29 protein-coding genes and 1 riboswitch are annotated in these 25,072 nt (G+C 46.4%); of the genes, 13 read left to right on the plus strand and 16 right to left on the minus strand.

What is annotated here, in order from left to right:
• Positions 1-272 precede the first annotated feature (272 nt).
• Positions 273-413: riboswitch (SAM riboswitch) on the minus strand.
• Between the two features lie 195 nt (positions 414-608).
• Together pckA and M654_RS18645 are read left to right on the plus strand one after the other, a co-directional pair.
• Positions 609-2,192: a phosphoenolpyruvate carboxykinase (ATP) gene (gene pckA / locus M654_RS18640; protein ID WP_026588371.1), complete on the plus strand. Its 1,584-nt coding sequence runs from the start codon at positions 609-611 to the stop codon at positions 2,190-2,192.
• A gap of 132 nt (positions 2,193-2,324) precedes the next feature.
• Positions 2,325-3,509, plus strand: a complete 1,185-nt coding sequence (locus tag M654_RS18645; RefSeq protein ID WP_026588372.1) for a dicarboxylate/amino acid:cation symporter — start codon at positions 2,325-2,327, stop codon at positions 3,507-3,509.
• A gap of 40 nt (positions 3,510-3,549) precedes the next feature.
• Here M654_RS18645 and M654_RS18650 read toward each other — a convergent pair whose 3' ends face one another.
• Both M654_RS18650 and M654_RS18655 read right to left on the minus strand, forming a co-directional pair.
• Complete coding sequence (locus M654_RS18650; protein ID WP_026588373.1) at positions 3,550-3,792, minus strand: DUF2584 domain-containing protein; 243 nt, start codon at positions 3,790-3,792, stop codon at positions 3,550-3,552.
• Positions 3,793-3,842: 50 nt separating this feature from the next.
• Positions 3,843-4,616 carry an alpha/beta hydrolase family protein gene (locus M654_RS18655; RefSeq protein WP_026588374.1) on the minus strand — a complete coding sequence of 258 codons (774 nt, stop codon included), beginning with the start codon at positions 4,614-4,616 and terminating at the stop codon, positions 3,843-3,845.
• Between the two features lie 109 nt (positions 4,617-4,725).
• On the opposite strand from M654_RS18655, the gene M654_RS18660 reads away from it, so the two are divergent.
• The 3 genes from M654_RS18660 to M654_RS18670 are packed head-to-tail and all read left to right on the plus strand — an operon-like array spanning position 4,726 to position 7,287.
• Positions 4,726-5,718, plus strand: a complete 993-nt coding sequence (locus M654_RS18660; RefSeq protein WP_035428253.1) for an ABC transporter substrate-binding protein — start codon at positions 4,726-4,728, stop codon at positions 5,716-5,718.
• Between the two features lie 11 nt (positions 5,719-5,729).
• Positions 5,730-6,500, plus strand: a complete 771-nt coding sequence (locus M654_RS18665; protein WP_026588376.1) for an ABC transporter ATP-binding protein — start codon at positions 5,730-5,732, stop codon at positions 6,498-6,500.
• Positions 6,487-7,287, plus strand: a complete 801-nt coding sequence (locus M654_RS18670) for an ABC transporter permease (protein WP_236251152.1) — start codon at positions 6,487-6,489, stop codon at positions 7,285-7,287. Before M654_RS18665 ends, M654_RS18670 begins: the two co-directional genes overlap by 14 nt.
• 32 nt (positions 7,288-7,319) lie before the next feature.
• Here M654_RS18670 and ytkD read toward each other — a convergent pair whose 3' ends face one another.
• The 4 genes from ytkD to M654_RS18690 all read right to left on the minus strand — a co-directional run bounded on the left by ytkD (position 7,320) and on the right by M654_RS18690 (position 9,320).
• Entirely contained in the window at positions 7,320-7,793 is a 474-nt protein-coding gene (ytkD, locus tag M654_RS18675; RefSeq protein ID WP_026588378.1) for an RNA deprotection pyrophosphohydrolase, read from the minus strand.
• Between the two features lie 155 nt (positions 7,794-7,948).
• Positions 7,949-8,272 carry a hypothetical protein gene (locus M654_RS18680; protein ID WP_026588379.1) on the minus strand — a complete coding sequence of 108 codons (324 nt, stop codon included), beginning with the start codon at positions 8,270-8,272 and terminating at the stop codon, positions 7,949-7,951.
• A gap of 47 nt (positions 8,273-8,319) precedes the next feature.
• Positions 8,320-8,727 carry a phage holin family protein gene (locus M654_RS18685; RefSeq protein ID WP_026588380.1) on the minus strand — a complete coding sequence of 136 codons (408 nt, stop codon included), beginning with the start codon at positions 8,725-8,727 and terminating at the stop codon, positions 8,320-8,322.
• Between the two features lie 155 nt (positions 8,728-8,882).
• Positions 8,883-9,320 carry a Dps family protein gene (locus M654_RS18690; RefSeq protein WP_026588381.1) on the minus strand — a complete coding sequence of 146 codons (438 nt, stop codon included), beginning with the start codon at positions 9,318-9,320 and terminating at the stop codon, positions 8,883-8,885.
• A gap of 131 nt (positions 9,321-9,451) precedes the next feature.
• Here M654_RS18690 and ytzI point away from each other — a divergent pair, with 131 nt between their 5' ends.
• Positions 9,452-9,595, plus strand: coding sequence for a YtzI protein (ytzI, locus tag M654_RS18695; protein WP_077736168.1), 144 nt, complete (start codon positions 9,452-9,454; stop codon positions 9,593-9,595).
• Here the strand turns inward: ytzI and M654_RS18700 are convergent.
• Positions 9,589-10,035: a FixH family protein gene (locus M654_RS18700; protein WP_026588382.1), complete on the minus strand. Its 447-nt coding sequence runs from the start codon at positions 10,033-10,035 to the stop codon at positions 9,589-9,591. The genes ytzI and M654_RS18700 overlap by 7 nt on opposite strands.
• A gap of 134 nt (positions 10,036-10,169) precedes the next feature.
• Positions 10,170-10,646: an S-ribosylhomocysteine lyase gene (locus M654_RS18705; RefSeq protein WP_026588383.1), complete on the minus strand. Its 477-nt coding sequence runs from the start codon at positions 10,644-10,646 to the stop codon at positions 10,170-10,172.
• A 135-nt stretch (positions 10,647-10,781) separates the two neighbouring features.
• On the opposite strand from M654_RS18705, the gene yidD reads away from it, so the two are divergent.
• Positions 10,782-11,009: a membrane protein insertion efficiency factor YidD gene (gene yidD, locus M654_RS18710; protein ID WP_026588384.1), complete on the plus strand. Its 228-nt coding sequence runs from the start codon at positions 10,782-10,784 to the stop codon at positions 11,007-11,009.
• Here the strand turns inward: yidD and M654_RS18715 are convergent.
• A complete protein-coding gene (locus M654_RS18715) occupies positions 11,006-11,575 on the minus strand; it encodes a beta-class carbonic anhydrase (RefSeq protein WP_026588385.1) in 570 nt (189 codons plus the stop codon). The genes yidD and M654_RS18715 overlap by 4 nt on opposite strands.
• Before the next feature lie 248 nt (positions 11,576-11,823).
• Between M654_RS18715 and M654_RS18720 the strand changes: the two genes are divergently transcribed.
• The gene (locus tag M654_RS18720) at positions 11,824-12,828 is read left to right on the plus strand and encodes a metal ABC transporter solute-binding protein, Zn/Mn family (protein WP_026588386.1); all 1,005 of its coding nucleotides are present in this window, start codon (positions 11,824-11,826) and stop codon (positions 12,826-12,828) included.
• Positions 12,829-12,897: 69 nt separating this feature from the next.
• Here the strand turns inward: M654_RS18720 and M654_RS18725 are convergent, their stop codons facing one another.
• Positions 12,898-13,143: a type B 50S ribosomal protein L31 gene (locus M654_RS18725; RefSeq protein ID WP_026588387.1), complete on the minus strand. Its 246-nt coding sequence runs from the start codon at positions 13,141-13,143 to the stop codon at positions 12,898-12,900.
• A gap of 192 nt (positions 13,144-13,335) precedes the next feature.
• On the opposite strand from M654_RS18725, the gene M654_RS18730 reads away from it, so the two are divergent.
• From M654_RS18730 to M654_RS23645, 4 genes are all read left to right on the plus strand, one after another.
• Positions 13,336-14,661, plus strand: coding sequence for a cytochrome ubiquinol oxidase subunit I (locus M654_RS18730; RefSeq protein WP_026588388.1), 1,326 nt, complete (start codon positions 13,336-13,338; stop codon positions 14,659-14,661).
• 32 nt (positions 14,662-14,693) lie between these two features.
• On the plus strand, positions 14,694-15,743 hold the full coding sequence (locus tag M654_RS18735; RefSeq protein WP_026588389.1) for a cytochrome d ubiquinol oxidase subunit II: 1,050 nt from the start codon (positions 14,694-14,696) through the stop codon (positions 15,741-15,743).
• Between the two features lie 66 nt (positions 15,744-15,809).
• On the plus strand, positions 15,810-15,971 hold the full coding sequence (locus M654_RS18740) for a DUF1540 domain-containing protein (RefSeq protein WP_077736165.1): 162 nt from the start codon (positions 15,810-15,812) through the stop codon (positions 15,969-15,971).
• A gap of 28 nt (positions 15,972-15,999) precedes the next feature.
• Positions 16,000-16,170: a hypothetical protein gene (locus tag M654_RS23645; RefSeq protein ID WP_201278479.1), complete on the plus strand. Its 171-nt coding sequence runs from the start codon at positions 16,000-16,002 to the stop codon at positions 16,168-16,170.
• 169 nt (positions 16,171-16,339) lie between these two features.
• Here the strand turns inward: M654_RS23645 and menC are convergent, their stop codons facing one another.
• The 6 genes from menC to M654_RS18770 all read right to left on the minus strand — a co-directional run bounded on the left by menC (position 16,340) and on the right by M654_RS18770 (position 23,779).
• Positions 16,340-17,449, minus strand: a complete 1,110-nt coding sequence (gene menC, locus M654_RS18745; RefSeq protein ID WP_026588390.1) for an o-succinylbenzoate synthase — start codon at positions 17,447-17,449, stop codon at positions 16,340-16,342.
• A gap of 12 nt (positions 17,450-17,461) precedes the next feature.
• Positions 17,462-18,898 (minus strand): o-succinylbenzoate--CoA ligase, encoded by a 1,437-nt coding sequence (locus M654_RS18750; protein WP_026588391.1) that lies wholly within the window; start codon positions 18,896-18,898, stop codon positions 17,462-17,464.
• Positions 18,899-18,979: 81 nt separating this feature from the next.
• Positions 18,980-19,798 (minus strand): 1,4-dihydroxy-2-naphthoyl-CoA synthase, encoded by an 819-nt coding sequence (gene menB, locus M654_RS18755; RefSeq protein WP_026588392.1) that lies wholly within the window; start codon positions 19,796-19,798, stop codon positions 18,980-18,982.
• Positions 19,799-19,812: 14 nt separating this feature from the next.
• On the minus strand, positions 19,813-20,631 hold the full coding sequence (menH, locus tag M654_RS18760) for a 2-succinyl-6-hydroxy-2,4-cyclohexadiene-1-carboxylate synthase (RefSeq protein ID WP_026588393.1): 819 nt from the start codon (positions 20,629-20,631) through the stop codon (positions 19,813-19,815).
• Positions 20,619-22,358 carry a 2-succinyl-5-enolpyruvyl-6-hydroxy-3-cyclohexene-1-carboxylic-acid synthase gene (gene menD / locus M654_RS18765; protein WP_026588394.1) on the minus strand — a complete coding sequence of 580 codons (1,740 nt, stop codon included), beginning with the start codon at positions 22,356-22,358 and terminating at the stop codon, positions 20,619-20,621. The genes menH and menD overlap by 13 nt, the downstream gene beginning before the upstream one ends.
• Entirely contained in the window at positions 22,355-23,779 is a 1,425-nt protein-coding gene (locus tag M654_RS18770) for an isochorismate synthase (protein ID WP_026588395.1), read from the minus strand. The genes menD and M654_RS18770 overlap by 4 nt, the downstream gene beginning before the upstream one ends.
• A gap of 257 nt (positions 23,780-24,036) precedes the next feature.
• Between M654_RS18770 and M654_RS18775 the strand changes: the two genes are divergently transcribed.
• Positions 24,037-24,969 (plus strand): 1,4-dihydroxy-2-naphthoate polyprenyltransferase, encoded by a 933-nt coding sequence (locus tag M654_RS18775; RefSeq protein ID WP_026588396.1) that lies wholly within the window; start codon positions 24,037-24,039, stop codon positions 24,967-24,969.
• The last annotated feature ends 103 nt before the right edge of the window (positions 24,970-25,072 follow it).

The following is a 25,072-nucleotide window of genomic DNA, read 5'->3' on the forward strand; positions in this document are numbered from 1 at the left end:
CTTATTCTTAACGAGATCCTGAGCCGATATTCCCCTTTTGCAGGCGGCCTTTCCTGATCGGCTTCCCGGCTGCATCCCTTCACGTCCTGTGAAAAACGCCCAGTACCTTCGTCCTGCTTGATACTCGGCTAAAACCTTTCACGTCCTGTGAAAAACGCCCAGTACCTTCGTCCTGAAGGCATTTTTTTTAGCAGTTTTTGTATATGGATTTATGCAATAAAAAAACCTTTTCCTATTCTCTGAGGAAAGGGTCTGGTATTGCGTGCCTTTCACTCTTATCGCTCAAGGTATTCGACACCTTGCATCAGGTTAGCACCATAGTGTTCTCAGGAACTGTTTTACATCCTTTATATAGAGAGAAACCGGTTGCTGGGCTTCATCGGGCCTGTCCCTCCGCCAGCTCGGGATAAGAGTATCCGCTCAATGAAATATCTTATCTTAAAATGGCTTGTCATGTCAATATCGGTCGAGATAAATTTGGAACAACTCTTTGAAGAAAAAACCCGAACGAAATTGCAGAAAACAGTATAGACTATAAGAGTAAATGTGTTATACTATTTCTACATTAATGTTATACACATTAAAAAACACGCAAAGGAAGGTTTTTTATGAATTCTGTAGATTTGGCGACTGACTTGCAAACATTATTAACGGGTGATAACGTCCAGTTCAATTTATCCGTTCCGCATCTTGTTGAAAAAATCCTTCACCGCAAAGAGGGGGTCTTGACATCATCAGGAGCCGTACGGGCGACGACCGGTACATATACCGGCCGTTCTCCAAAAGACAAATTCATTGTTGAGGAGGAAAGCTCAAAGGAAAAGATTGACTGGGGCGCCGTAAACCAGCCGATTTCAGAGGCCGCTTTTGAAAGGCTTTACACAAAAGTCGTCAGCTATTTAAAGGAGCGCGACGAACTGTTTGTGTTTGAAGGATTTGCGGGTGCAGATGAAAAATACCGCCTTCCGATCACTGTCGTCAACGAGTTCGCCTGGCACAACCTGTTCGCGAGACAGCTGTTCATCAGGCCTGAAGATCATCATCAAAAGCCGGCTGAAGAGCCTTTTACGATCCTTTCCGCTCCTCATTTTAAAGCCGATCCGCTCCTTGACGGTACAAGATCGGAAACATTTATCATCGTCTCATTTGAGAAGCGCACCATATTAATCGGAGGAACCGAATATGCCGGAGAAATGAAAAAATCGATTTTTTCGATTATGAATTTTCTTCTGCCGGAACGAAACATTCTGCCGATGCACTGCTCTGCGAACGTCGGCGAGGAAGGGGGAACCGCTCTCTTCTTCGGTTTGTCAGGCACCGGAAAAACGACCCTTTCGGCAGATCCGAAGCGGAGGCTGATCGGCGATGACGAACACGGCTGGTCAAGTACAGGTGTATTTAATATTGAGGGCGGATGCTACGCAAAATGCATCCATTTAAGCGAAGAAAAAGAACCGCAGATTTATAGAGCGATCCGCTTCGGCTCCGTTCTTGAAAATGTCGTCGTTGACACTGAAACCGGGGAACCGGATTACTCTGACAGCTTTTATACGGAAAATACTAGAGCCGCTTACCCGATAGAGGCGATCGACAACATTGTCAAACCGAGCATCGCGGCACACCCGCAAACCATTGTATTTCTGACGGCGGATGCGTTCGGCGTGCTTCCTCCGATCAGCAAACTGACGAAAGAACAGGCGATGTATCATTTCTTGAGCGGATATACGAGCAAGCTTGCCGGAACAGAACGCGGCATCACCTCTCCTGAAGCGACTTTTTCAACCTGCTTCGGCTCGCCATTCCTCCCGCTCCCGGCCCATGTTTATGCAGAAATGCTGGGACGCAAAATTGATGAGCACGGCGTCAGCGTATTCCTCGTCAACACAGGCTGGACCGGCGGAGGCTACGGCGTCGGAGAGAGAATGAGCCTGGCTTATACGAGAGCAATGGTTCAAGCCGCAATTGAGGGTGAACTGGATCATGCAGACATGAGAACGGACCGGATTTTCGGTCTGCATACGCCGATACACGTTCCGGGTGTTCCCGATCAGGTGCTCGAACCGGCAAAAACTTGGGCGGATGAAAAAGCGTACGAAGAAAAAGCAATTCTTTTGGCAAACGAATTTAAAAAGAACTTTAAAAAGTTTTCTAATACCGGCGATATCGAAAAAGCCGGAGGTCCTCTGATCTAAAACCAATTAGCAGCAGCGCAAGATCTTGCGCTGCTGTTGTTTGAAAATAAAGACTTTTTTCATTTTTAACAAAAGAAAGTTTTCATATGATAATATGATAAAAACATTTGTATACTTCAGGAGGACATATCGATGAAATTTGGATTGCTGCCGAGAATTATCACGGCAATTGTTCTTGGTGTTATCGTTGGAAGCTTTGCTCCGCTTTGGTTTGTCAAAACCGCCGCAACGTTCAATGACATTTTCGGAAACTTTATCAAATTTGCCATTCCTTTTATTATTATTGCTTTTATCATTCCGGGCATTGGACAAATCGGACGCGGAGCTGGAAAAATTCTTGGCCTTACAGCCGGTATCGCCTATGCGTCAACCATTATCGCGGGGCTTTTGGCCTTTCTCGTCGGCTCAAACCTGCTGCCCGCCATCATTTCCGGACATCAGCTGCAGGAATTTAAAAATCCGGAAGAAGTGCTGCAAAGCGGATTTTTCACGATTGAAATGACGCCTTTCATGAGCGTGATGAGCGCGCTGATTTTCGCTTTCATCATGGGTATCGGAATCGCCTATCTGCCTGGCAAAACATTAAAAAACGCGTTTGATGAATTTCAAACGGTTATCGAAAAGCTGATCTCGTATATCATTATTCCTTTATTGCCCGTTCATATTTTCGGCATTTTCACAAATATGACGTACGGCGGCCAGGTACAGACCATCTTATCCGTGTTTGCAAAAGTGTTTGTGATGATTATTGTGCTGCACTTCGTCATTCTCTTGTTTCAATACACGACGGCAGGCCTTGCCAATGGCAGGAACCCGTTCGCACTGTTGAAAATCGTGGCGCCTGCTTATTTTACCGCGCTTGGCACACAGTCTTCAGCCGCAACCATTCCGGTGACGCTCAGACAAGTGAGAAAAACAGGCGCCAGCCAAAAAGTGGCCGATTTTGCGGTTCCGCTTCTCGCCAATATTCATTTGTCAGGCAGTACGATCACCCTGACAAGCTGCGCAATGGGCGTCTTGATTTTAAACGGGCAGACGCCGACCTTTTCAATGATGATGCCGTTCATCTTAATGCTTGGCATCACAATGGTCGCAGCGCCGGGCGCTCCGGGGGGAGCTGTCATGGCTGCAGCCGGGCTTTTACAGTCCATGCTCGGCTTTAATGAAACAAGCGTCTCCTTAATGATCGCCCTTTATCTCGCCCAGGACAGCTTGGGCACGGCGACGAATGTCACGGGGGACGGCGCTCTTACGATGATCATTCACAGACTGACTTTCAAAAAAGGTCTTGGAAATGAAGAAGATGTACCTGCATAACTGCAGAAAAGCCAAGGACGCATTCAGCGCCTTGGCTTTTTTAATTCGTTGAATTTAAGGAAACGAGTCTATATGTTAAATGTGTGCGTCCTTCTGACCATTCAAGGCGCTCCGCATGCGCCGTTCCAGTAATGTCGCCCTTCTTTGTCTTTCTGACTTCGATCGGTACGTGAAGAGGGTACACCCGATAGCCTTCTTTTTCCAGTGTAAACAAGTTTTCCTCGACCCTTGTTTCTTTTCCTTTTGTCACAATCATCGTATTAAATTCAACTGGCATTCCCACGCGAAAGCCCCCTCCTTTATCTTTTACTTTAGTTTATCATAACTTGTCCATCACCTGCTCTTCATCCACCGCGAGAGCTCTCTGACAATCCTTCTGTTTTCCCCCGGAGGGAAGTAATGGGTGAACGCATTGAAGTACCAGGTTTCAACCGATTTCCTTCTTTTCATCAATTCCTGTTCCAGGCGGCGCGCATGTTCAATCGAGACATTTTGATCGTTCACTCCGTGAATCAAAAGGATCGGCGCATCAATATGATCGAGCTTGTCAAACGGCGTCCGCCAGGCATATGCCTGCGCCGCTTTTTCCGGCGTCCCGCCGATGACCCGCTTCATCATCCTCCGCAAATCCTTACGTTCGCGATAGGTCATGACCATATCGCTCACACCGCCCCAGGAAACAAAAGAAGCGGCGGCTGATTTCATTTCTATGGCTGTTAAAATGCCCATAATTCCGCCGCGCGAAAACCCGAATATATGAACGCGTTGTTCTTTCACAAGCTCATGCTTCTGCAGCAGACGGAATGCCGCAAACGCATCTTCCCGGTCATCCCCGGCAAAATCCTCGTTCCCCTCACCGCCTTGATTGCCCCTGTAATAGGGAGCGAGAACGACAAAGCCTTGCGAGGCAAACTGCACGATCCGCCCGGGCCTGACCATACCGACATTTTTAATCCCGCCGCGCAAATACAAAAAACCGTCGTAGCGTCCGGGCGCTGCAGGTTCCGCAAGCAGTCCCTTGACTTTCAGTCCTTGTGAAAGGTATGTAACGGAAAACAGCCGCACTTGGCCGTTCGGTGATGGGAATCTTCTTTTTTCTATCCACATTTGGTCATGTCACCTCTATTTAATCCGCAGTTGTCCCTCACACCTGTTTTGCATTTAACATAAACTATTTTATGCCGAAAACAACCGAAATTAAAGGAGGGAAATCGGTTTGAAGCGTTTCTTTTTGACCATATTATCCTTCACCGTGATGCTCTTTATCCTCGCTTCCTGCAGCGGGCAGCAATCAGAAAAAGTCCGCCTGGCGGAAGTGACCCGTTCCGTTTTTTATACGCCTTTATATATCGCCATCTCCGAAGGCTTTTTTAAAGAAGAAGGCATCGATATCGAGCTGAAAACGACCTGGGGCGGAGATAAAACAATGACTGCCCTGTTGTCAAACGGCGCAGATATCGCGCTTGTCGGATCGGAAACATCCATCTATGTGAATGCACAGGGAGCAAGCGACCCTGTCATTAATTTTGCCCAGCTTACCCAGACGGACGGAACATTTCTTGTCTCCAGGCAAAAGGCGGATGATTTCAGCTGGGATCAGCTGAAAGGTAAAACGTTCCTCGGCCAGCGGAAAGGCGGCATGCCGCAGATGGCGGGAGAATACGCCTTAAAGCAAAAAGGCATCGATCCTAAGAAAGACCTTCATTTGATCCAAACGATCGACTTTGCCAACATCGCCAACAGCTTTGCTTCCGGAACGGGAGATTATGTTCAGCTTTTCGAACCTCAGGCCTCCATTTTTGAAAAAGAAGGCATCGGCCATATTGTCGCCTCCTTCGGCAAAGAATCGGGCCGGATTCCCTACACGACTTTCATGGCAAAAGAAAGCTACTTAAAGAAGAATAAAGAAACAGCGGAAAAATTCACCCGGGCGATCTATAAAGCTCAAAAGTGGGTCAAGTCACATTCCTCAAAGGAAGCCGCGCTCAGCATTCAGGATTATTTTAAAGACACAGATCTGTCCATCATTGCATCCTCTATCGAACGATATAAAAAACAGGATTCTTTCGCACTCCATCCTGTTCTTGATGCAGAGGAATGGAATCAGCTGCAAACCATTATGGATGAAGCCGGAGAGCTGCCGAAACACATATCTCACCAAGAGCTGGTCAATACACAGATCGCCGAAAAGGTCACAAAAAATCAATAGGAGGTGGCCGCATGTCTTTTTTGCAAGTTCAGGATGTCACACATACTTATTTTTCTTTGCAAGAAAAAACCACCGCGCTGGAGAATGTCAGCATCAATGTTGAAAAAGGCGAGTTTGTCTCTTTTCTCGGTCCGAGCGGATGCGGCAAAACAACGCTGCTCTCGATCATCGCCGGCATCGTGGCGCCGACGGAAGGCCGTGTTTTATTTGAAGGGCAACAGCCTGATGAAAAAGACCGGCTGATCGGCTATATGCTTCAGCAGGATTATTTGTTCCCCTGGAAAACGATTGAAGAAAACGTCCTTATCGGCTTGCGCATCTCAAAAAAGCTCAGCCTTGAAACAAAACAGGCCGCTTTGGAGCTGTTGGAAAAGTTCGGACTTCATCAAGTGGAAAACAAGTATCCGAAAGAGCTTTCAGGGGGCATGAGACAAAGAGCCGCTCTCGCCCGCACACTCGCCGTCGATCCCGGAATCCTCCTGCTTGATGAACCCTTTTCAGCCCTTGATTATCAGACAAAGCTCAACCTTGAAGACCTGGTTTTCAACACGCTGCATACCTATCAAAAGACAGCCGTCCTTGTCACCCATGACATTGAAGAGGCGATCGCCATGAGCGATCGGATCCTGCTGTTTTCAAAGCAGCCGGGTACGGTTCATAAAACCTTTGCGATTCCCGAATCTTTACGAAAGCTGACACCGTTTGAAGCAAGGCAGGAACCGGAATTTCAGGCCATCTTTCAGGCCATATGGAAGGAGCTCAATCACCTTGAACAACACTGATTTCCTTCATCAACAGTTTTTAAAAAAGCAGCAGGCGGAAAAACGACGGGTCCGCTTTTACCAAATCGCGATATTTATCATCTTTTTCTCACTGTGGGAAACGGCAAGCCGCCTGGCATGGATCGATCCGCTCATCTTCAGCTCCCCTTCAGCCGTCTGGGGGCTTTTCCTTGAAAAAATGGGGGACGGTTCATTGCCTGGACATATCGGCGTCACGGTATTTGAAACCATTCTCGGCTTTCTTGCCGGCACCTTGCTCGGAATTTTCCTGGCCGCGCTCTTATGGTGGTTTCCAAGGCTCTCCAATATATTGGACCCCTATCTCGTCGTCTTAAATGCAATGCCAAAGGTTGCATTGGGCCCGATCCTCATCGTCGCCATCGGTCCCAGTCTCACAAGCATCATTGCGATGGGCGCCATCATCAGCGTCATTATCACGACAATCGTTGTCTACACTTCATTTCAGGAAATCGATGAAAATTATGTAAAGGTCATGAAAACGTTCGGCGCCAAAAAAAGTGAAATTTTCAAAGAAGTGATTCTTCCCGCTTCCATTCCGACGATGATTTCAACGCTGAAAGTAAACGTCGGACTGAGCTGGGTCGGTGTCATCGTCGGGGAATTTTTAGTATCAGCCCGAGGACTCGGCTATATGATCATTTACGGCTTTCAAGTTTTCAATTTCACCCTTGTCATGCTGAGCCTTCTCATCATCGCCGTGTTTGCAACGATCATGTATCAGTGCGTGGAGCTCTTGGAAAGGAAATGGATGAAGGGAAGAACTTGAAAAAAGGCCCCGCTTAACAGCGGGGCCTTTTCCTAGATCATCCCCTGCTTTTTCAGCTTTTCAAGGCTGATCGTCAGGACGGAATCTTTCATGATAAAACTATACTTTCTGTTTTTGGCCATGTCATCAGGCAGGTTCTTTAGCAAAACAGGGCCTTTCGTTTCATAGTATGTCTCCTGTTTTTCAATTTTTTCGATCTCGGCAAAATAAATATTTTTGACAATCACTTTTTCTCTGCCGAGAACTTTATATTGTCCGAGATATGTCAGCTTTCGTACATCCGCGCCTGTTTCTTCTTTCACTTCCCGCAGAGCCGCTTCTTCGGCGTTTTCGAAAGGCTCGACTTTGCCGCCCGGAAATTCGTAGCCCCTGTCCTGATGGTTTGTTAAAAGCCATTGATTTTGATAGCGGCAAATGACCCATACATGTTTGGGCTTCTGTGAAAAGGGATGCTTTTCAAATGAAAGCTGAACCGTATTGCGGTAGAAATCTTTAAATTCGTACATCATAATCCCTCAAATCCGTTTCCTTGCTTCTTCCACTCATCATATCATATATTGATTCGTTCGGTATGTTTTTTGTCGAGTTCCCGCCTTTTAATTAAAGCTAATCGATATGAGAGGGTACAAGGCGGACACACCGGGCGGCTCCCGTCTATAGGTTAATCAGCAGAATTCATGTCCGCCAGACCGTTTTCACTGATGAATGTTTTCGTTTCTTCCGTGCCGAGCCGATAGAGCATTGAATATATGTCCTTCCGCAGTTCATCCAGTTTGTCATTGGAGCTGTCATAATGGTACTCGACAGCAGGTACATGGGATCGGAAAAAGTTGACCCAATCCTCGGAATGCATCTGATCAAAATACTCTCTCAAAATGATAATGTCATCGTCTGTTGCCTTGATTTCAAACTCCCACGGGGAAGCGTCAGAGCTTTGTGAAATCATTCCATCTTGAACCGAAACAAAGTATGTCCTCTTTTCCAAAGCCAATCATCCTTTTTCGTGTTAGTATGGCCAGTTGTTTTAAAATGTTACAGCTTTCCCCGCAGTTTTTCCTTAATGATTTCAAGAATATCCACCACCACCTGCGGAACCGGGATTCCCAGTGAATGGGCGGTGCTGATGATTTGAAACGCCTCATATAAAATATAAAACATGATTGAAAAATCACGGATCGAATTATCGGTTTGCAGCAGCTGGTCAAAAAAGTGGGCAACAGATATGAGAAAAATCGTGACTAACTTTTTCGCCAGCCTTGTAAACAGCCCGTTGATTGTAAATTGATCTTTCACACATTCATTCAAGCTTTTGCTTACAAATTCAATTCCCATTAACGTGATTAAAATGAAGAAAAAATATTCGATCGCGCCAAACAAAAATCCGACGGCCGATAAGCTGACCGATAGCGAAAAGATGCCTATGCCTAAGTCCTTAAACATGCGCTTCAACATCCTTTCAAAAAAGACTTTTCATAGCTTATCCTATGAAAAAAAGCTTTGAAAGGCTTGGATGAATTGTTTGACAATTTTCAAAAGAGGCTGTAAAAAGAACGAATAACACAAAAAAAGCCGGGCATCAGCCCGGCCTTTCCGTATCATCCTAAATAAGCTTTCAGCATCCAGTTGTGCTTTTCTATCGATTGGTGGATCGCCAAAAACATATCGCCCGTCGTTTCATCATTGACTTCCTCAGCAAGCTCGATTCCGCTTTTCAGCTCGTCAGCCACCGTTGAAAAATCATCGTAAATGTTCTGCACCATTTGCTCGGCCGTCTCGCTGCCGTCCGCTTCTTTAATGGATGACAGCTCGAGGCATTCCTTCATCGTGCCCACGGGCGAGCCTTGCATGGCGAGCAGGCGTTCAGCCAAATCGTCGATATACTGTGCAGATTCCGTATAAAGCTCTTCAAATTTTTCATGCAAAGTAAAGAAATCTTTGCCTTTCACATACCAATGATAATTATGTAGCTTCACATACAGCACGGTCCAGTTAGCGACTTGTTTGTTAACCGTTGTTTTCAACTTTTCTGACATCTTGATCGTCCTCCTTTGTTTACTTTTTCTTTACCCGTTTAGGTTGTGCAGGAAACATTTCTTTTACTCTTGCTCATGATTTTCTTTCTCCCATATGGTAAACTGTTGGAAAAAGCATGCGGAGGTTGCATATGATCCTGTTCTGGATTATAGTAGGTGTTTTGATTACAGGCGCCGTGCTGGCAGTGTCGCTTGTCACTACGTCAAAAGCGTACGATTACAGGCATCAGGTCGATCCCCTGCCGAATCAGGAAGAAAAACAGACCCATCAATGATGATGGGTTTCCTCTTTTTCATCATCTCCCTGATGTTCATCCCCAGGCGAGCCGACTGTCATGTCGGCTACGGGCATCGTATGCTGATTTTTGGCCGTGACATGGACTTGGATTTTATAATGTCCGTCATCCGGAAACGATTTCTCGATGCTGTAGACTCCTTTTCCTTCATGCTTTGCTTTTTGAAGCTGGCTCTCTTCCTTGCTCCCCGCCTTCCAAGATTCAAATTCCACCTCATCTGCATCTGCCACCGGCTCGTCCCCGTAAAGCACGGTCGCCTTGATGACAGCCTTTTCATTTTTGGCGACTTGTTCAGGCGCCGAGAGCTTGGCTGTCAGCACTTTGGGATTTTCATCCGATGCCGCAGGCTTTTCCGTTTGGCCGCAGGCGGTGAGGCCAATTGCTAAAAACAAGAGAACAATCCATTTTCCCCAACGCATCCTATCACCCTTTTTGTCATGTTATGTACTACATAAACAAGTGTAGCAAAGTTCAGGGATTAATGGCATTATTTTCTTTGTGAACAAAATATGAAAAACCGGCGCCATACTCTTGGCGCCGGCTGCTTATGTTTTTAGCCAAATACTTTTAATAAATCTTCTTTGTTTTGCGAAAGCCAATAGCGCATCATGCGTTTCGCACCTTCAAGATCATGAAGCTTTGCCTGCCCGCACTGCTTTTCATTTGCGGCCGGAATAATCTCAGTCACTTCTACGGCTTCCTTAAACGTGTCCTCAAGCAAATCGACGATTTCTTCCACCTTCGGCTCACCGCTTACGACAAGGTAATAACCTGTCTGGCATCCCATCGGCGACACGTCAATAATATCAAAATGATCGTATTTTTCAGCATATGTGCGGATCGTAAATGCGAGCAAATGCTCAAGTGTATGAATTGTATCAGGCTTCATCGCCTGTTTGTTCGGCTGGCAAAAACGGATATCAAACTTGTTGACAACGCCGTCCGTCCCAACTTTGTGAACGCCGCAATGTCTGACATAAGGCGCTTTTACCGCATCATGATCCAGTTCGAAACTTTCAACTGAAGGCATATTCCTCTCTCCCTTCCATCGGTCTTTTTGTATTATATCATACTTTACCGGTCAGTTTTCAGGTGAATGCTTTTCCTTTTTGTGCGTGTTTTGCTTATATTATAATAAAGACAAAACAAAAAGGTGCTGAAACACATGAAATCACTATTCCTCTTGATTATCCGGCTCTATCAGAAATGGATATCGCCTGTTCTCCCGCCTTCCTGCCGATTTTATCCGACCTGCTCCAACTACGGCCGTGAAGCGATCGAAAAACATGGAGCGCTTAAAGGAGGCTGGCTTACCGTCAGGCGGATTCTAAAATGCCATCCTTTTCATCCCGGCGGCATTGATCCCGTGCCTGATAAAAAGCAAAAGGATTAATTCACTTCTTCATAGCCGTTGACAACAAGGTCAAGCTTTCCTGTTTCCGGATCGATAACAAGCCCGTGCACAGGAACATCTGCCGGTGTCAGCGGATGGTTTCGGATGACTTTCACACTGTCTCTGACGCTGTCTTCCACAGAGTGAAAGCTTTTCAGCCATTGCTCAAAATCAACACCGGAATATTCAAGCGTTTCGATCCGTTCTTTTGGAATTCCGCGTTCCACCACTTTTTCCAAAAAGCTCTCAGCTTTCAGCTTGCTCATTCCGCAGTCGTGATGGCCGATTACACATACTTCATCAGCGTTCAGCTCATAGACGGCGACAAGAATGCTTCGCATGATGCTTCCAAATGGATGGGCCACAAGCGCGCCGGCGCTTTTGACGATCTTCACATCCCCGTTCCGCATGTTCATGGCATGCGGCAGAAGTTCGACAAGCCTTGTATCCATACAGGAGAGGATGACCATTCTTTTATCGGGAAATTTGCTTGTTTCATATTTCTTGTAGTCTTGCCGTTCTACAAACTGCTGGTTAAATTGCAGAATATTATCCAAAAGTTTCATGATCCGATTCCTTTCTTTTCACTTTTTTAATTTTAAATATAACATATGTCTTTTCTTTTTTTCACCATTTGCCCACGATGAAATTCGTAATAATTACGTTTTATAAGAAAGGTTGCTTCGGATACCTCCACTTTCCAACACGATTTGACGAAGATTACCTCTTTTCAAATCGGAACTATTACGATACAATGATACAGGATTTATTAAATCGGAACGATTTCAGTTTTGATGTTGAGAGGAGAAATACGATGAAAAAAGCATTCGGATTAGCATCTGCATTTATTCTTGCTGCCGGATTAACCGCAGGCTGCTCAAGCAATGGAGCTTCCGGCGACCAAAAAGAAGACAACGGAAAATTGGACATTTATACAACGATATATCCGCTTGAGGATTTCACTAAAAAAATCGGCGGTGAATATGTGAACGTCAAGAGCGTTTACCCTCCTAACGTAGAGGCCCATACTTATGAGCCAAGCTCAAAAACAATGGCGGAAATTTCCGACTCCGATGCCTTTATTTATTCCGGCGTCGGTGTTGAAGGCTTCGCAGACAAAGCCGTCAATACGTTAAAGGGAAGCGACGTGAAAATCGTCAAAGCCGGGGAAGGCATTGATCTCCTGACGCATGAAGAAGAACATGGACATGAAGAAGAACACGGGCATGAAGAACATGGACATGGACATGATGAGGAGCACGAACATGCCGATGACGGACACGACCATGGAGATCATGACCCGCACGTCTGGCTCGACCCTGTACTTGCTGAAAAATTAGCGGAAAACATTAAGAATGAGCTTGTTCAACTCGATCCCGATCATCAAAAAACATTTACAAAAAACTACGAATCTCTAAAAAAAGATTTAGAACAGCTTGATCAGGAGTTTAAACAAACTGTCGACAAGGCTGACAAAAAAGAGATCCTCGTGTCTCATGCCGCATACGGCTACTGGGAAAAACGCTATGGGATTGAACAGATGAGCGTGCTCGGCCTTTCACCGACAGAGGAGCCTTCCCAAAAAGAACTTGAAAATATCGTCAAAACCGCGAAAGAACACAATATAAAATATGTTATTTTTGAAAACAATGTAAGCAGCAAAATCTCAGAGATCATTAAAAAAGAGATCGGAGCTGAGAGCCTGACGATGAAAAACCTCGAATCCGTTACAAAAGAGGATATCGAAAAAGGCGAAGATTACATCAGCATCATGAAAGAGAACTTGACTGTTTTGAAAAAGGCATTGTCAAATCAATAACAGCTTACACGCGCATGCATGTCATGCGCGTTTTTTATTGCATAAAAAAAGACCGGAGCATCCGGTCTTTTAATCCATATTGAACCTTTTCTTAAACTGTTCGACCCTTCCGCCTTTTTCGTTGAATTTTTGTCTGCCCGTGTAAAATGGATGGGTATCTGAGCTGACTTCAACTTTAATCACCGGATATGTTTTGCCGTCTTCCCACTCCGCCGTTTCAGTAGACGTTCTTGTTGAACGGCTCAAAAAACGGTATCCGCTGTTTACATCCTGAAAAATCACTTGATATGTTTTGGGATGAATATTTGGTTTCATTGACTATTCCTCCTTTTAAAGCGTAATAATTACGTTTTATTATAAACCTTCCGCTTCTTCATGTCAAAATCATACGATTGATATGACAAATTTTAAACATCCTGACAATTTTGCTGACAGACAGGAAGAATAATCTAAAAAAGGAGGTAAACAATAAAAGGAAACTGGTGTGAATGAAAGGTGGCTTTCCGGATGAATGATTTAATGTTTGCAAGAAGCCTTTTCGGAACAACGATGGGATTCCACATCATTTTTGCCTCGCTTGGCGTCGGAATTCCTTTAATGATTCTTTTGGCTGAGCTGATTTATCAAAAAACAAACGATCCCCACTATGCGATTATGGCAAAAAGATGGACAAAGGCCCAAGCCGTTTTGCTGGGGGTTGCGATCCCGACCGGAACCATTGCAGGAACACAGCTGGCGCTTCTTTGGCCGGGCTTTATGGAAGTGATCGGAAAAGTGATGTCCCTGCCTTTTCAAATTGAAATATACGCGTTTTTTATCGAGGCATTATTCATGTCAATTTATGTATACGCGGCAGACCGTCTCTCGCCTATGATGCGAATCACAGCCGTGGTCTTTATCGTGATTGGCGCCGCCGCTTCTGCCATTTTAATCACCAATGTCCACGCTTTTCAGGGAACGCCTGAAGGCTTCAAAATTGTAAACGGGGAAATTACCGATGTGCAGCCGTGGACGGCCTTTTTTAATAAAAGCTTTGCAGTAACGGCTGCTCATGTCGTTGTTTCTGCTTTTATGACAGGCGCTTTTATCATTGCGACAATCGCCGCATATAAAATGCTCCGTAATCGCGGGAACGAAAAAGTGTATATCCTGCACAGAAAAGCGCTTCTTCTCGGACTGCTCGTCGGAGGCGTGTTTTCTCTTATCACTGCCATAAGCGGACATGAATCCGCACAATACCTGCACCGTTATCAGCCTGAAAAGCTGGCGGGTGCGGAAGGGTTATTTGAAACCCAGTCCCATGCGCCCTTGGCAATCGGCGGTATAACCGATGAAGCCACACAATCGATCAAGTGGGCGATTGAAATCCCATGGGCTCTGAGCTTTTTGGCAGGTAACCGGTTTGATACCGTCGTCAAAGGTTTGAATGAATTTCCCAGAGATGAGTGGCCTCCGCTGTTCATCCATACGCTGTTTAACGGAATGGTATTAATCGGAGGGCTCTTGATCGTCTATGCTGCCTGCGGCTTTTTATGGAGAAAAGTGTTGAAAAAGGACCATTTTCCGCGCTGGATGCTCGTCTTTTTCACGACGGCAGGACCGCTCAGCCTGCTTGCGATCGAATTCGGCTGGGTGTTTGCCTGTACCGGAAGACAGCCGTGGGTGATCTATCACATGCAGAAAACGTCTGAAGTCGTGACCTCATCGGGGTCAATCGGGATTTTATTTCTTTTGTTTTTTATCGTTTATATCATTTTGGGGGCAGCGGTGGTGTTTGTTTTACAGTATTATTTTAAACGCCATCCTGTCGAAGAAGATCTCAAGGAAGCATAAACATTACGCCATAACAGAAGGGAAGTCATATGATGCAATTTGATGGGACAACAGATGCACTGCTGGCCATTTCGATCGTCTGGGGTTTCATATTCATCTACGCCGTCATGGCGTCCATGGATTTTGGAGCCGGTTTTTGGTCGATGATTTATATGAACAAAAAACAGCTGAAAGCAACGAATATTGCAAACCGCTACCTTTCTCCGACATGGGAAGTGACAAATGTCTTTATCGTCGGAATCGTCGTGGCTCTCTTCAGCTTTTTTCCCGGCGGAACTTATGTGTTGGGAACGGTGCTTTTGATTCCCGGCAGCATCATTTTGCTGCTGCTGGCGATTCGAAGCGGCTTTTTGGTTTTTTCTCACGCTGCGAAAGGGTATGAAAAAGCGTTGACATATGTTTCAGGCATCAGCGGCTTTATTATTCCCGCCGTCTTAATTCTCGTTCTTCCCGTGACTCACGGAGATTTCGTCTACCAGCAAAACGGCGCTTACCAATTGGCTTTCGCTCATTTATTGTTGAGCCCGCACGCCTACTCATTTATGGGATTTGCCATTTTCAGCACCCTGTTTTTGTCATCCTTATTGCTGGCCGATTTTTCAAACGTTGCCGGGGAAAGAGATGCTTATCAGGTTTACCGACGGAACGCTCTGATATCCGGACCGCTCGCTTTGATCATGTCTTTTTTCATTATGATGACGATGAGAACCGAAGCAAACTGGCTTTTCACAAGAATGATGAACGGCCTTCCTTGGCTGGTCCTTTCTTTTCTCTTGTTTCTGATCGCGTTTGCAGCACTGTTTTTACCCAACACCTACAATAAAGACCGGCTTGGAAAACCGCGCCTTGCCGTCATCGCTATTACCCTGCAGTATTTTACGGCAAGCTATGTGTACGGGCGCTCCCATCTGCCATACATGATCTATCCCGATGTGACGATTCAATCCGGCTTTACCGCCCCGGAAACATTCAGGGCGCTGTTTATTTCATACATTATCGGTTTTATTATTCTGTTTCCCGGCTTTTATTACTTCTGGAAATTATTCATGAAAGACAGGCGGTACATTAAACAGCACGAGTAAGTATGAACCTGAGGCAGGTGGATAAGCTAAAGGTGTACTACATTTTTAGGGGGGCTCAAAGTCCGTATGGAACAAAAAATACTGTGTGAAGTCAGCAACTGCACATACTGGGATCAAGGAAACAAATGTACGGCCGACGCCATCTATGTCGTCAGCCATGCCGAGGGCGAGAAAGCCTCAAAAAGCGAGGAAACAGATTGCAAAACATTTAAACCTGAACACCATTAAACCGAAAGGAATGAAGGAGGGCAAGGTTATGAATAAAGAGTCGCTGCTTGAGGCTTTTTATCAAGAAATCCAGGGAGCCGATGAAACATCTTTTCAAAAGGCGGCCCGCTCCTTCATGAACTTATGGGACTATGAATACGGCGGCCTTGACGATTTGCCGGAAGATGCGGATCGGCTGATCGGACAGACCGAGCATTGAGCAAAGCAAAAGAGCTGTCTTTAAAGACGGCTCTTTTGTTGTTAAAAAACCGGCTGATCGTTAGCCGGCCCAAACGAGAAGGGGATAATGTGTACATGTTCAATATACAATTTAGCAGGCTTGCAAACAAATCCCGAAAATCGATCATTCAATGGCTAAAAACCGTTTTTTATCGCTTAAAGACATCCATTTTTGATGAATGTCTTCTCAAAACATTTTCATCCACCTCAAACCCCATTCCCGGTCGTTTCGGAACTTTTATCCAGCCGTTCTCAATCTCAATTTCCGGTTTGACAATATCCTCTTCCCAATACCGTGAAGATGAGGAAATATCACCGGGAATTAAAAATTGCGGAAGGGAGCTGAGCGCAATATTATGCGCCCTGGAAATACCTGTTTCAAACATGCCGCCGCACCAGACCGGCATATGATGCTCTTTGCAAAGATCGTGGATCTTCAGCGCTTCCGTCAGACCGCCGACCCGTGAAGGCTTGATATTGATGATTTTACAGCTGCCGAGTTCGATCGCCTTTCTCGCATCATCGGCAGACCTGATGCTTTCGTCAAGGCAAACCGAAGTTTTAATATGCTTTTGAAGATGGCGATGGTCGACGATATCATCATCTGCCAGCGGCTGTTCGATCATCATCAGTTTGAATTGATCAAGCTCCTTGATGCGGCTGATATCTTTCAGGTGATAGGACGAATTTGCGTCGGCCATCAGCGGAACTCTCGGAAAATGCTTGCGGATTTCTTTTAAAAGCTCTACATCCTGTCCGGGCTGAATTTTTAATTTTATTCTTTGATATCCTTCTTTTACATATTGGGCCATTTCCTGAAGCATATCCTCAAGTGGAGCAAGTCCGACGACAACACCGGCAGCCACTTCTGCTTTGACTCCGCCCAGGGCTTCACTTAAAGATACACCCTTTTTTTGGGCGTAAATGTCCCAACATGCTGCCTCAAGTCCCGCCTTTGCCATTCGGTTGCCTTTAAACCCCCTTAAGCTTTCGGGAACTTCTGAAGGATGTGAGAAGGATTCGCGCAGCACGACAGGGATAAAAAAACTTTTTAGCATGTGGTAGCAGGTCTCAGTCGTTTCTTCTGTATACCAGGGCGATGAGAAAGCGGAGACTTCGCCCCAGCCTGTCACACCGCTTTCGTCTTCAGCCTCTATAATGATGAATTTGCGCTCTTGAATGGTCTCCAAGCTTGATTTAAAAGGTTTTTTCAAGCGCATGCCGAGGTGGTACAATGTCAGCTGTCTGATTTGAATCATGGCGATCTCCTTCTACAATTTATGTCTCATCAATTTATTTGAAGCATTGCGCGGCAATCGGTCGATAAAATGAAAAGCCTTCGGCACTTTATATGAAGCGAGTCTCTCCTTGCAAAAACGGAGCAGTTCCTGTTCATCGACAGGCTCATTCACGACGAGGTAAGCGTGAGGAACTTTCCCCCATGTCTCGTCATCGGCTCCTCTGACCCCTGCTTCCAAAACGGAAGGATGTGCAAGAAGAACCGCTTCAACTTCGGCGGGGTAAATATTTTCCCCTCCTGAAATGATTAAGTCCGAACGTCTGTCGAGAACATATAAAAATCCGTCATCGTCAAGATACCCGATGTCGCCAGTTTTAAACCAGCCTTCCTTGAAAGATGCTTCATTTGCCGCTTCATTTTTTAAATAGCCTTTCATCACAGTCGGGCCTTTGACGATGATATCCCCGTGTTCCCCCGCCCGGCATTGTGCACCGTTTTTTTCGATTCTGATGCTTGAAGCAAACAACGGTTTTCCTGCTGAGCCAAGCTTCAAGATGCTGTATTCGGGAGCGAGCGTCGCGATTTGCGAACACGTTTCCGTCATTCCGTACGATTGAACGACAGGCATCTGTTTGCTTTTGCATTCTTCAAGCAAAGCAAACGGTGCAGGCCCTCCTCCCAGCAAAAGGCATCTCAGCGATTCCGGACAGCTTTCTACACAGGCTGCAAGGCGGGAAAGCATCGTCTGAACGACCGATATGATCGTCACCCGATGCTGGTTAATCGAATGCAGAACATCTTCTGCGGCAAATTTTTGATGAAGCACAACAGTCATTCCATAGATCACAGATTTAAATAAAGCCGATAATCCGCTGATGTGAAACAGCGGCAAAGCGATCAGCCAGCGGTCATTCTCCGAGAGTCCGAGATTCAAGGCTGATGAAACGGCGCTGAAATAATGGTTGGCGAATGTTTGCATCACACCTTTCGGCCGTCCTGTCGTACCCGATGTGTACATGATGGTGGCCGGATCGTCCAAACGAATCTCCGCTGCTGTTAAAAGGGGACCGGCCTGTATGCTTTGTAGTTCATCAATGTCAACTGTGCGGAAAGAAGCATTCTCCTTGTGCTCTTTTGCAAAAGGCTGTTCCGTAATCAAAAGCTTTGCCTCGGAATGTTCGAGCTGATACATTCTTTCCGCTTTTGACAGCTTCGTATTCAGCAAAACGATTCGGGTGCCGAGAAAAATACAGGCGTGAAGGGCGATGACCATTTCAATCCGGTTTGTCAGCAGCATCGCGGCTGTATCCCCTTTTCCGATTGAACAGCTTTTGAGCTGAGCAGCCATTTTTGCCGCTTCTTGATGCAATTCCATAAAGGTGAGCTGCCGGTTGCCCTGAATGACAGCCAGCCTGTCGGGTGAGAGTTCTGCGCGCTGTTTAAGCCAATTCGGCTGGTCCATTAGCATATCATCATCTCCAAGACGTATTTCTGGTGGATAAAAGAAAACAGCTCAGTCGCACTAAGCTGTTTCTTCAATGTTCTGTTTTTACGGAAAACGCGGGAACTGCCCAAAGTCTGGACGGCGTTTTTCTTTAAACGCATCGCGGCCTTCTTTTGCTTCATCTGTTGTGTAGTAGAGGAGTGTGGCATCTCCGGCAAATTGCTGAATGCCCGCCAGTCCGTCGGTGTCTGCGTTGAACGCAGCTTTAAGAAATCTGAGTGCCGTCGGGCTTTTCTCAAGCATTTCTTCACACCATTTGATCGTTTCCTCTTCAAGCTTCTCAAGCGGAACAACCGTATTGACCAGACCCATTTCCTTTGCTTCCTGAGCATTGTATTGACGGCACAGATACCAGATTTCACGGGCTTTTTTATGGCCGACGATGCGCGCCAAATAGCCTGAACCGTATCCGGCGTCAAAGCTGCCTACTTTCGGGCCTGTTTGTCCGAAAATGGCGTTGTCCGCGGCAATTGTCAAGTCGCATACGATGTGAAGCACGTGGCCGCCGCCGATCGCATAGCCTGAGACCATCGCAACGACGGGCTTCGGTATCACACGGATCAAACGCTGCAGATCAAGCACGTTCAAACGCGGGATTTCGTCTTCTCCGACATAACCTCCATGGCCTCTGACCTTTTGGTCTCCGCCTGAACAGAACGCCTTATCTCCCGCACCGGCAAGGACGATCACACCGATGTCAGCATCATCCCTTGCATAAGCAAATGCATCGATCAGCTCTGAAACGGTCTTCGGTCGAAATGCGTTATGTACTTCAGGCCTGTTGATCGTGATTTTTGCAATACCGTTATATGTTTCATATAAAATATCTTCGTATTGACGTTCGCTTTTCCATTCTACAGTCATGGAACACGACCTCCTCATAAAATAAATTCACTTACCATTTTACCAAAAAAACCGGGCTCTTCCACATGAATCGCATGGCCTGCCCGCTCACAAACGATGAGGCGGCTGTTTGGGATGCGCCGCTCCATCTCCTGATTGATCGCGACAAACTTTTGATCAAGGCCGCCGGCGATGAGCAGAACCGGAAAATCGAGTTCGCCGAGCCTTTCCCACCAGGAAGGCTGTGCCCCGGTTCCCATGCCGATTAAGCTGCCGGCAATCCCGAGCGGATTGTTGTTCAGCCGCTCTATACGGATTTTGTTCCTTTTGGAAAAATCTAATGACCGCTGGGAAGCAAACAGAGGAATCCTTTCCCAGTATGTCACAAAAGACTCGATTCCTTCATCGATCACCCTCCGGCTGAGCCGGCCGTCCTGTTCCCTTCGTTTCTCTCTTTCAGACGCTGTCTGCAGTCCAGGCGAGCTGCTTTCCAATACCAAACCTGCGACGCGGTCGGGATGGATCATTGAAAAGGATAACGCAAGCCTTCCACCCATTGAATAGCCGATCAAAAAAACTTGCTTCAACCCCAGTCGATCAAAGATTTCCTCAAGATCAGCGACTTGCTTTTCCGTTGTGTAGCGGCTTGCCTCTCTAGGTGAATCGGTTTTGCCGTGCCCAAGCAAATCGATCTTGATGAGCCTGATGCCTCGCATATAATTGTCGATTTCATCCCATGTTTTCACACTGCCGGTAAAGCCGTGCAGAAAAACCGCTGTTTTTTCCTCAGGCAGGCCGCTGTCTTCTATTTCATAACAGACACCGTCATGTAATGTCAATTTCAAAACGGCCACTCTTCTTTCATTTGATCAAGAGCCGCATCCAGCATCCGGCGATGATGCGGCACGCGGTCATCACGCTTTGTTTTCACCTCAATAATGTCGAGCCCTGGGCGGTCGACGGCTGACAAGTAGGCGTCTTTAAAATGGGCGGGAGACTCGGGACAATGATAGCGTCCCCCATACAGCCTGGCGGCATGCTCAAATTCAAGTCCTGTCGGCGTTCCGAACAATTGCTCGAAATAGGTCTCTTCTGCAGACTGGGGCAGAAATGAGAAAATCCCTCCTCCGTCATTATTGACGAGGACGACAGTCAGCGGTATGCCGAGCGTTTTCGTGACCAAGAGGCCGTTCAAATCGTGATAAAAAGACAAATCTCCGATGATGAGTGTCACCGGCTCTTTTGTAGCGGCATATATGCCGAGTGCGGTCGATACCACTCCGTCGATTCCATTGGCCCCCCTGTTGGCAAAAATCGAAAAAGACCGGTCCTGGTTTTCGAAAAACGTATCAACATCGCGAATCGGCATGCTGTTGCCGACAAATAAAGAACTGTTTTCCGGAATGTAATGCTGAAGATGTCGGTAAACATTTCCTTCAAATGTAAGATCCTCAGCTTCAAGATTTCTTAAGTGATGGCGGAACCGTCTGTTGGCGAACTGCCATTGCTCAAGCCAGCCGCCCGGCCTTTCTTCGGAAACCGAAGCCTCTACAAAAGCGGCAAATTCCCGTTCCTCAGCCTGTACCATATGCGCGCCTTGCTGTGTCGGATCGCGCCAGCCGCCATCAGGATCAACGACGATTTGCACGATTTCGGGATTTTGCTTTAAAAGCTGAAACAGCGGCTTTGAAACCGGCATCGGCCCGAAGCGGATGACAAGCTTTGGCCTGAGAGTCCCTTTCATTCCTTCGTCTTTTAAAAGCGAGTCGTACGCATCGATGACCGTCTCCTTCGAATAGCTGCCGTTCCTTAAGTTTGAAAGCGGATCGGCCAAAATCGGATATCCCAAAGCCTTTGAAAGGGAAAGAATATGCGGGATGGCTTCGGCATGTGGAAGCTCTCCGCAAACAATCACGCCTTTTTCAGTCCCGCTGATGAATTCGCTTAGCGCTTTGAGCTCGTGTTGGTCAGCTGAGGCACGCCCGCTTACAGCAGATACGTGACGGCTGCCTTTCGCTCTTGTGAACGGTTCATCATCGAGATTCGGCATCAACGGCTCTCTCAAAGGAAAATTAATGTGCACCGGCCCAAACGGCGCTTTCACCGCTTCAGCGGCGGCGCGCCCTGCCAATGAACGAATATATGCCAGCATATCGGGATGGATATCAGGCAGAGCCGAGTCTGTGAAATATTTAACAAAGTTGCCGAATAAGAATTGCTGATCAATCGCTTGGGGCGCTCCTACTTCGCGCAGCTCATGCGGCCGATCAGCCGTTAAGACGATAAGCGGGACTCTTGCGTAATGAGCTTCAACAACCGCCGGGTAAAAATTCGCCGCTGCCGTCCCGGATGTGCAGATCAAAGTGACGGGTTTCCGTTTCGCCTTTGCCATTCCCAGAGCGAAAAACCCGGCTGACCGTTCATCAACATGAACATGGACGTTGATGTCCGGATGAGCGGCCGCCAAAATCGCGAGCGGTGTCGATCTTGACCCCGGACAGACGACCGCTTCTGTCACGCCTGCTAATGAAAGCTCATCGATAAAGTTTCCTATATATTTTGTAATCGGATTTTCAGTCAACGAATTTCGCCTCCAAGAGCAGACAGCATCGGCTTCAGTTTCATCTGCGTTTCTTCATATTCCAGTGCGGCATCGGAATCGGCGACAATCCCGCAGCCTGCAAAAAGCCTGGCTTCTTTCGATTCAATCAAACCTGATCGTATCGCAACCGCAAACTCACCATTGCCTCCCATATCAACCCATCCGGCTGGAGCGGCGTACCATCCCCGTGACATCGGTTCAATTTCCCTGATGACCTCAACCGCTTTTTGCTGCGGCGCTCCTCCGAGAGCCGGTGTGGGATGGAGCTGTCTGATCAGATCAAACAAGGATGCTTCCTCATTCATTTTGCCGACAACAGGCGTGTATAAGTGCTGTACATTTTTAGTTTTGTATAATCCGGGCTTGGCCGGTTTTTTGACATTGGTGCAGTTTGATAAAAATGCTTTGTAGATCATGTTAACGACAATATCGTGTTCAATTAAATTTTTCTCATCATTCAACAGCTCAAGACCGATCCTTCGGTCTTCCTCTTCGCTTTCGCCTCTTCTGGTCGATCCCGCAAGGCAGGTGGACAGCACCTTGTCGGCCTCTTTTTTAATCAGCCGTTCAGGCGTCGCCCCGACAAAACTTTTGCCGTTTTCCTCAATGGCGAAAATATAGCTGGTTTGCTGTTCAGACATCAGATTGGTCAGAACTTGATCAAGCTGAACAGGCCGGTCAAATGTCAAGACAATGTCTCTTGCCAGTACGACCTTATCATAATTTCCTTTTTTAATGTCCTCTGTCGCCTGATTTACCGCTCCGAGCCATTCTTGAAGGTGAAGCTCTTTCTTTCCTTTACACAAAGACTGCCGTTTCTCAGCAACTTTAAGAACTTTTTGATTGAAGAGCTGTGAAACGGCGTTTTTGGCACAGTCAAGGACAGACTGGATATCTTCTTCTGGATATTTCCATTTATTAATGGTTAGGAATGTTTCCTCTCCGGTTTGCGTCAGCATGACGGAAGGGATAAAAAAAGCGCCTTCCCCGTAGCCGTTCCAATGTCGTTCCCGTTTTTCCAGGGGATCGAAAGAAAAACCGCCGAACAAAAGCGGTCCTACTGCCGTTTGATTTCGTCTTTCACCCTCATGGAAATGATACGATGTCTCTTTTAAGCGCTCCCATTTTTCATGAATATCCCGAAAGCGGCCGGCATCCTTTCGGTCGGTGGAAATCGTGATTTCTTTTCCCCAGCCGACAAGCGTCAAGCCTCCGTCGGGGTCAGACCACAAAAACCGTTTACCGGCATACTTCTCTTCTCCATTTTTAAAAAAGGAAAGGGCATTGATGTCTTCTATTTTACTGGAATAACTTATTAAAACAGCATGGTTGACTTTTTTGACTGCATTTATTGCTTCAGGCGCTTCCCGCAGGAATGTGCGCTGCACTGCTGTCACCATGATACATTCCTCCAACATGCGTAAAATGCTTTTATAACCATACACCTGTGTACGATGTGTGTCAACAAAACGACACTTTCTGAAACAGATGCCCTTACTATTATAAACGTTATCGTCCGTTTGAAAAAGACGAGGCGTTTTTTATTTTTTGCAGATGACCCGAACGCTTTTTTCAACCCATTATATTGACACCTTTTTTAACTTTTTCTAAACTTAGTATGGACGTGTACGTATTAAAACTAAAGGAGTCAAACTTTATGCAGCATCAATCACTTTCAGGGAGTGTTTCTGAAATAAAGCCAGAAAAATGGCGCGTATGGTGGATGTTAACAAGACCGCATACACTGACAGCCGCGTTTGTCCCTGTCACACTCGGGACGGTGATGTCTCTAGAAGCAGGGCGGATTGATATATGGCTGTTTTTAGCTATGCTTTTCGCCTCCATATTAATTCAAATCGGAACGAATTTGTTTAATGAATATTTCGATTATGTCCGCGGGCTCGATAATGAAAAATCGGTCGGCATCGGGGGCGCCATCGTCCGCTACGGAATGAAGCCAAAAACGGTATTATATCTGGCCTACGGCCTTTTTCTGGCAGCCGTTTTGCTCGGGGTCTATATATGTGTTTCTTCAAGCTGGTGGCTGGCGCTCATCGGATTGATTTGCATGGCCGTCGGCTATCTTTATACAGGCGGTCCGCTTCCGATCTCATATACACCGTTCGGCGAAATCATGTCAGGCCTCTTTATGGGTATGGGCATCATCCTCATTTCCTACTATATCCAGACAGGCGGACTCACTTGGAGCGTGTTTCTGATTTCACTGCCGATTACGATTTTGGTCGGAGGAATCAACCTGTCCAACAATATTCGCGATTTGGTCGGTGATAAGGAAAACGGAAGAAAAACGCTGCCGATTTTGGCGGGAAGAAAAAATGCCGTACAGATTTTAAGCTGGGTATTCATTGTTTCTTATTTATTAATCGGACTGTACATCGTGTTCGGGATCATTTCGTTCTGGAGCTGTCTCGTTCTGTTAAGCCTGCCAAAGCCGATCAAAGCGATTAAGGAATTCAAGGTGAAAGAAAAACCGGCCGATTTGATGGTCGCCATGAAATCAACAGCGCAGACAAACACATTTTTTGGCCTTCTGCTGGCACTCGCCCTGGCCATTGAATATCTTTTCTAAAAAGAGCCTTTTATAGGCTTTTTTTTTGCTTTTTTTACAATGAAAGTTCTGTTTAAATTCGCTCATACTAAAAAGGCAGCACTTTTTAGAAATGAGGCGATAT

This window comes from Bacillus sp. NSP9.1 (genome assembly GCF_000465465.2).
Taxonomy (GTDB): Bacteria; Bacillota; Bacilli; order Bacillales; family Bacillaceae; genus Bacillus; species Bacillus sonorensis_A.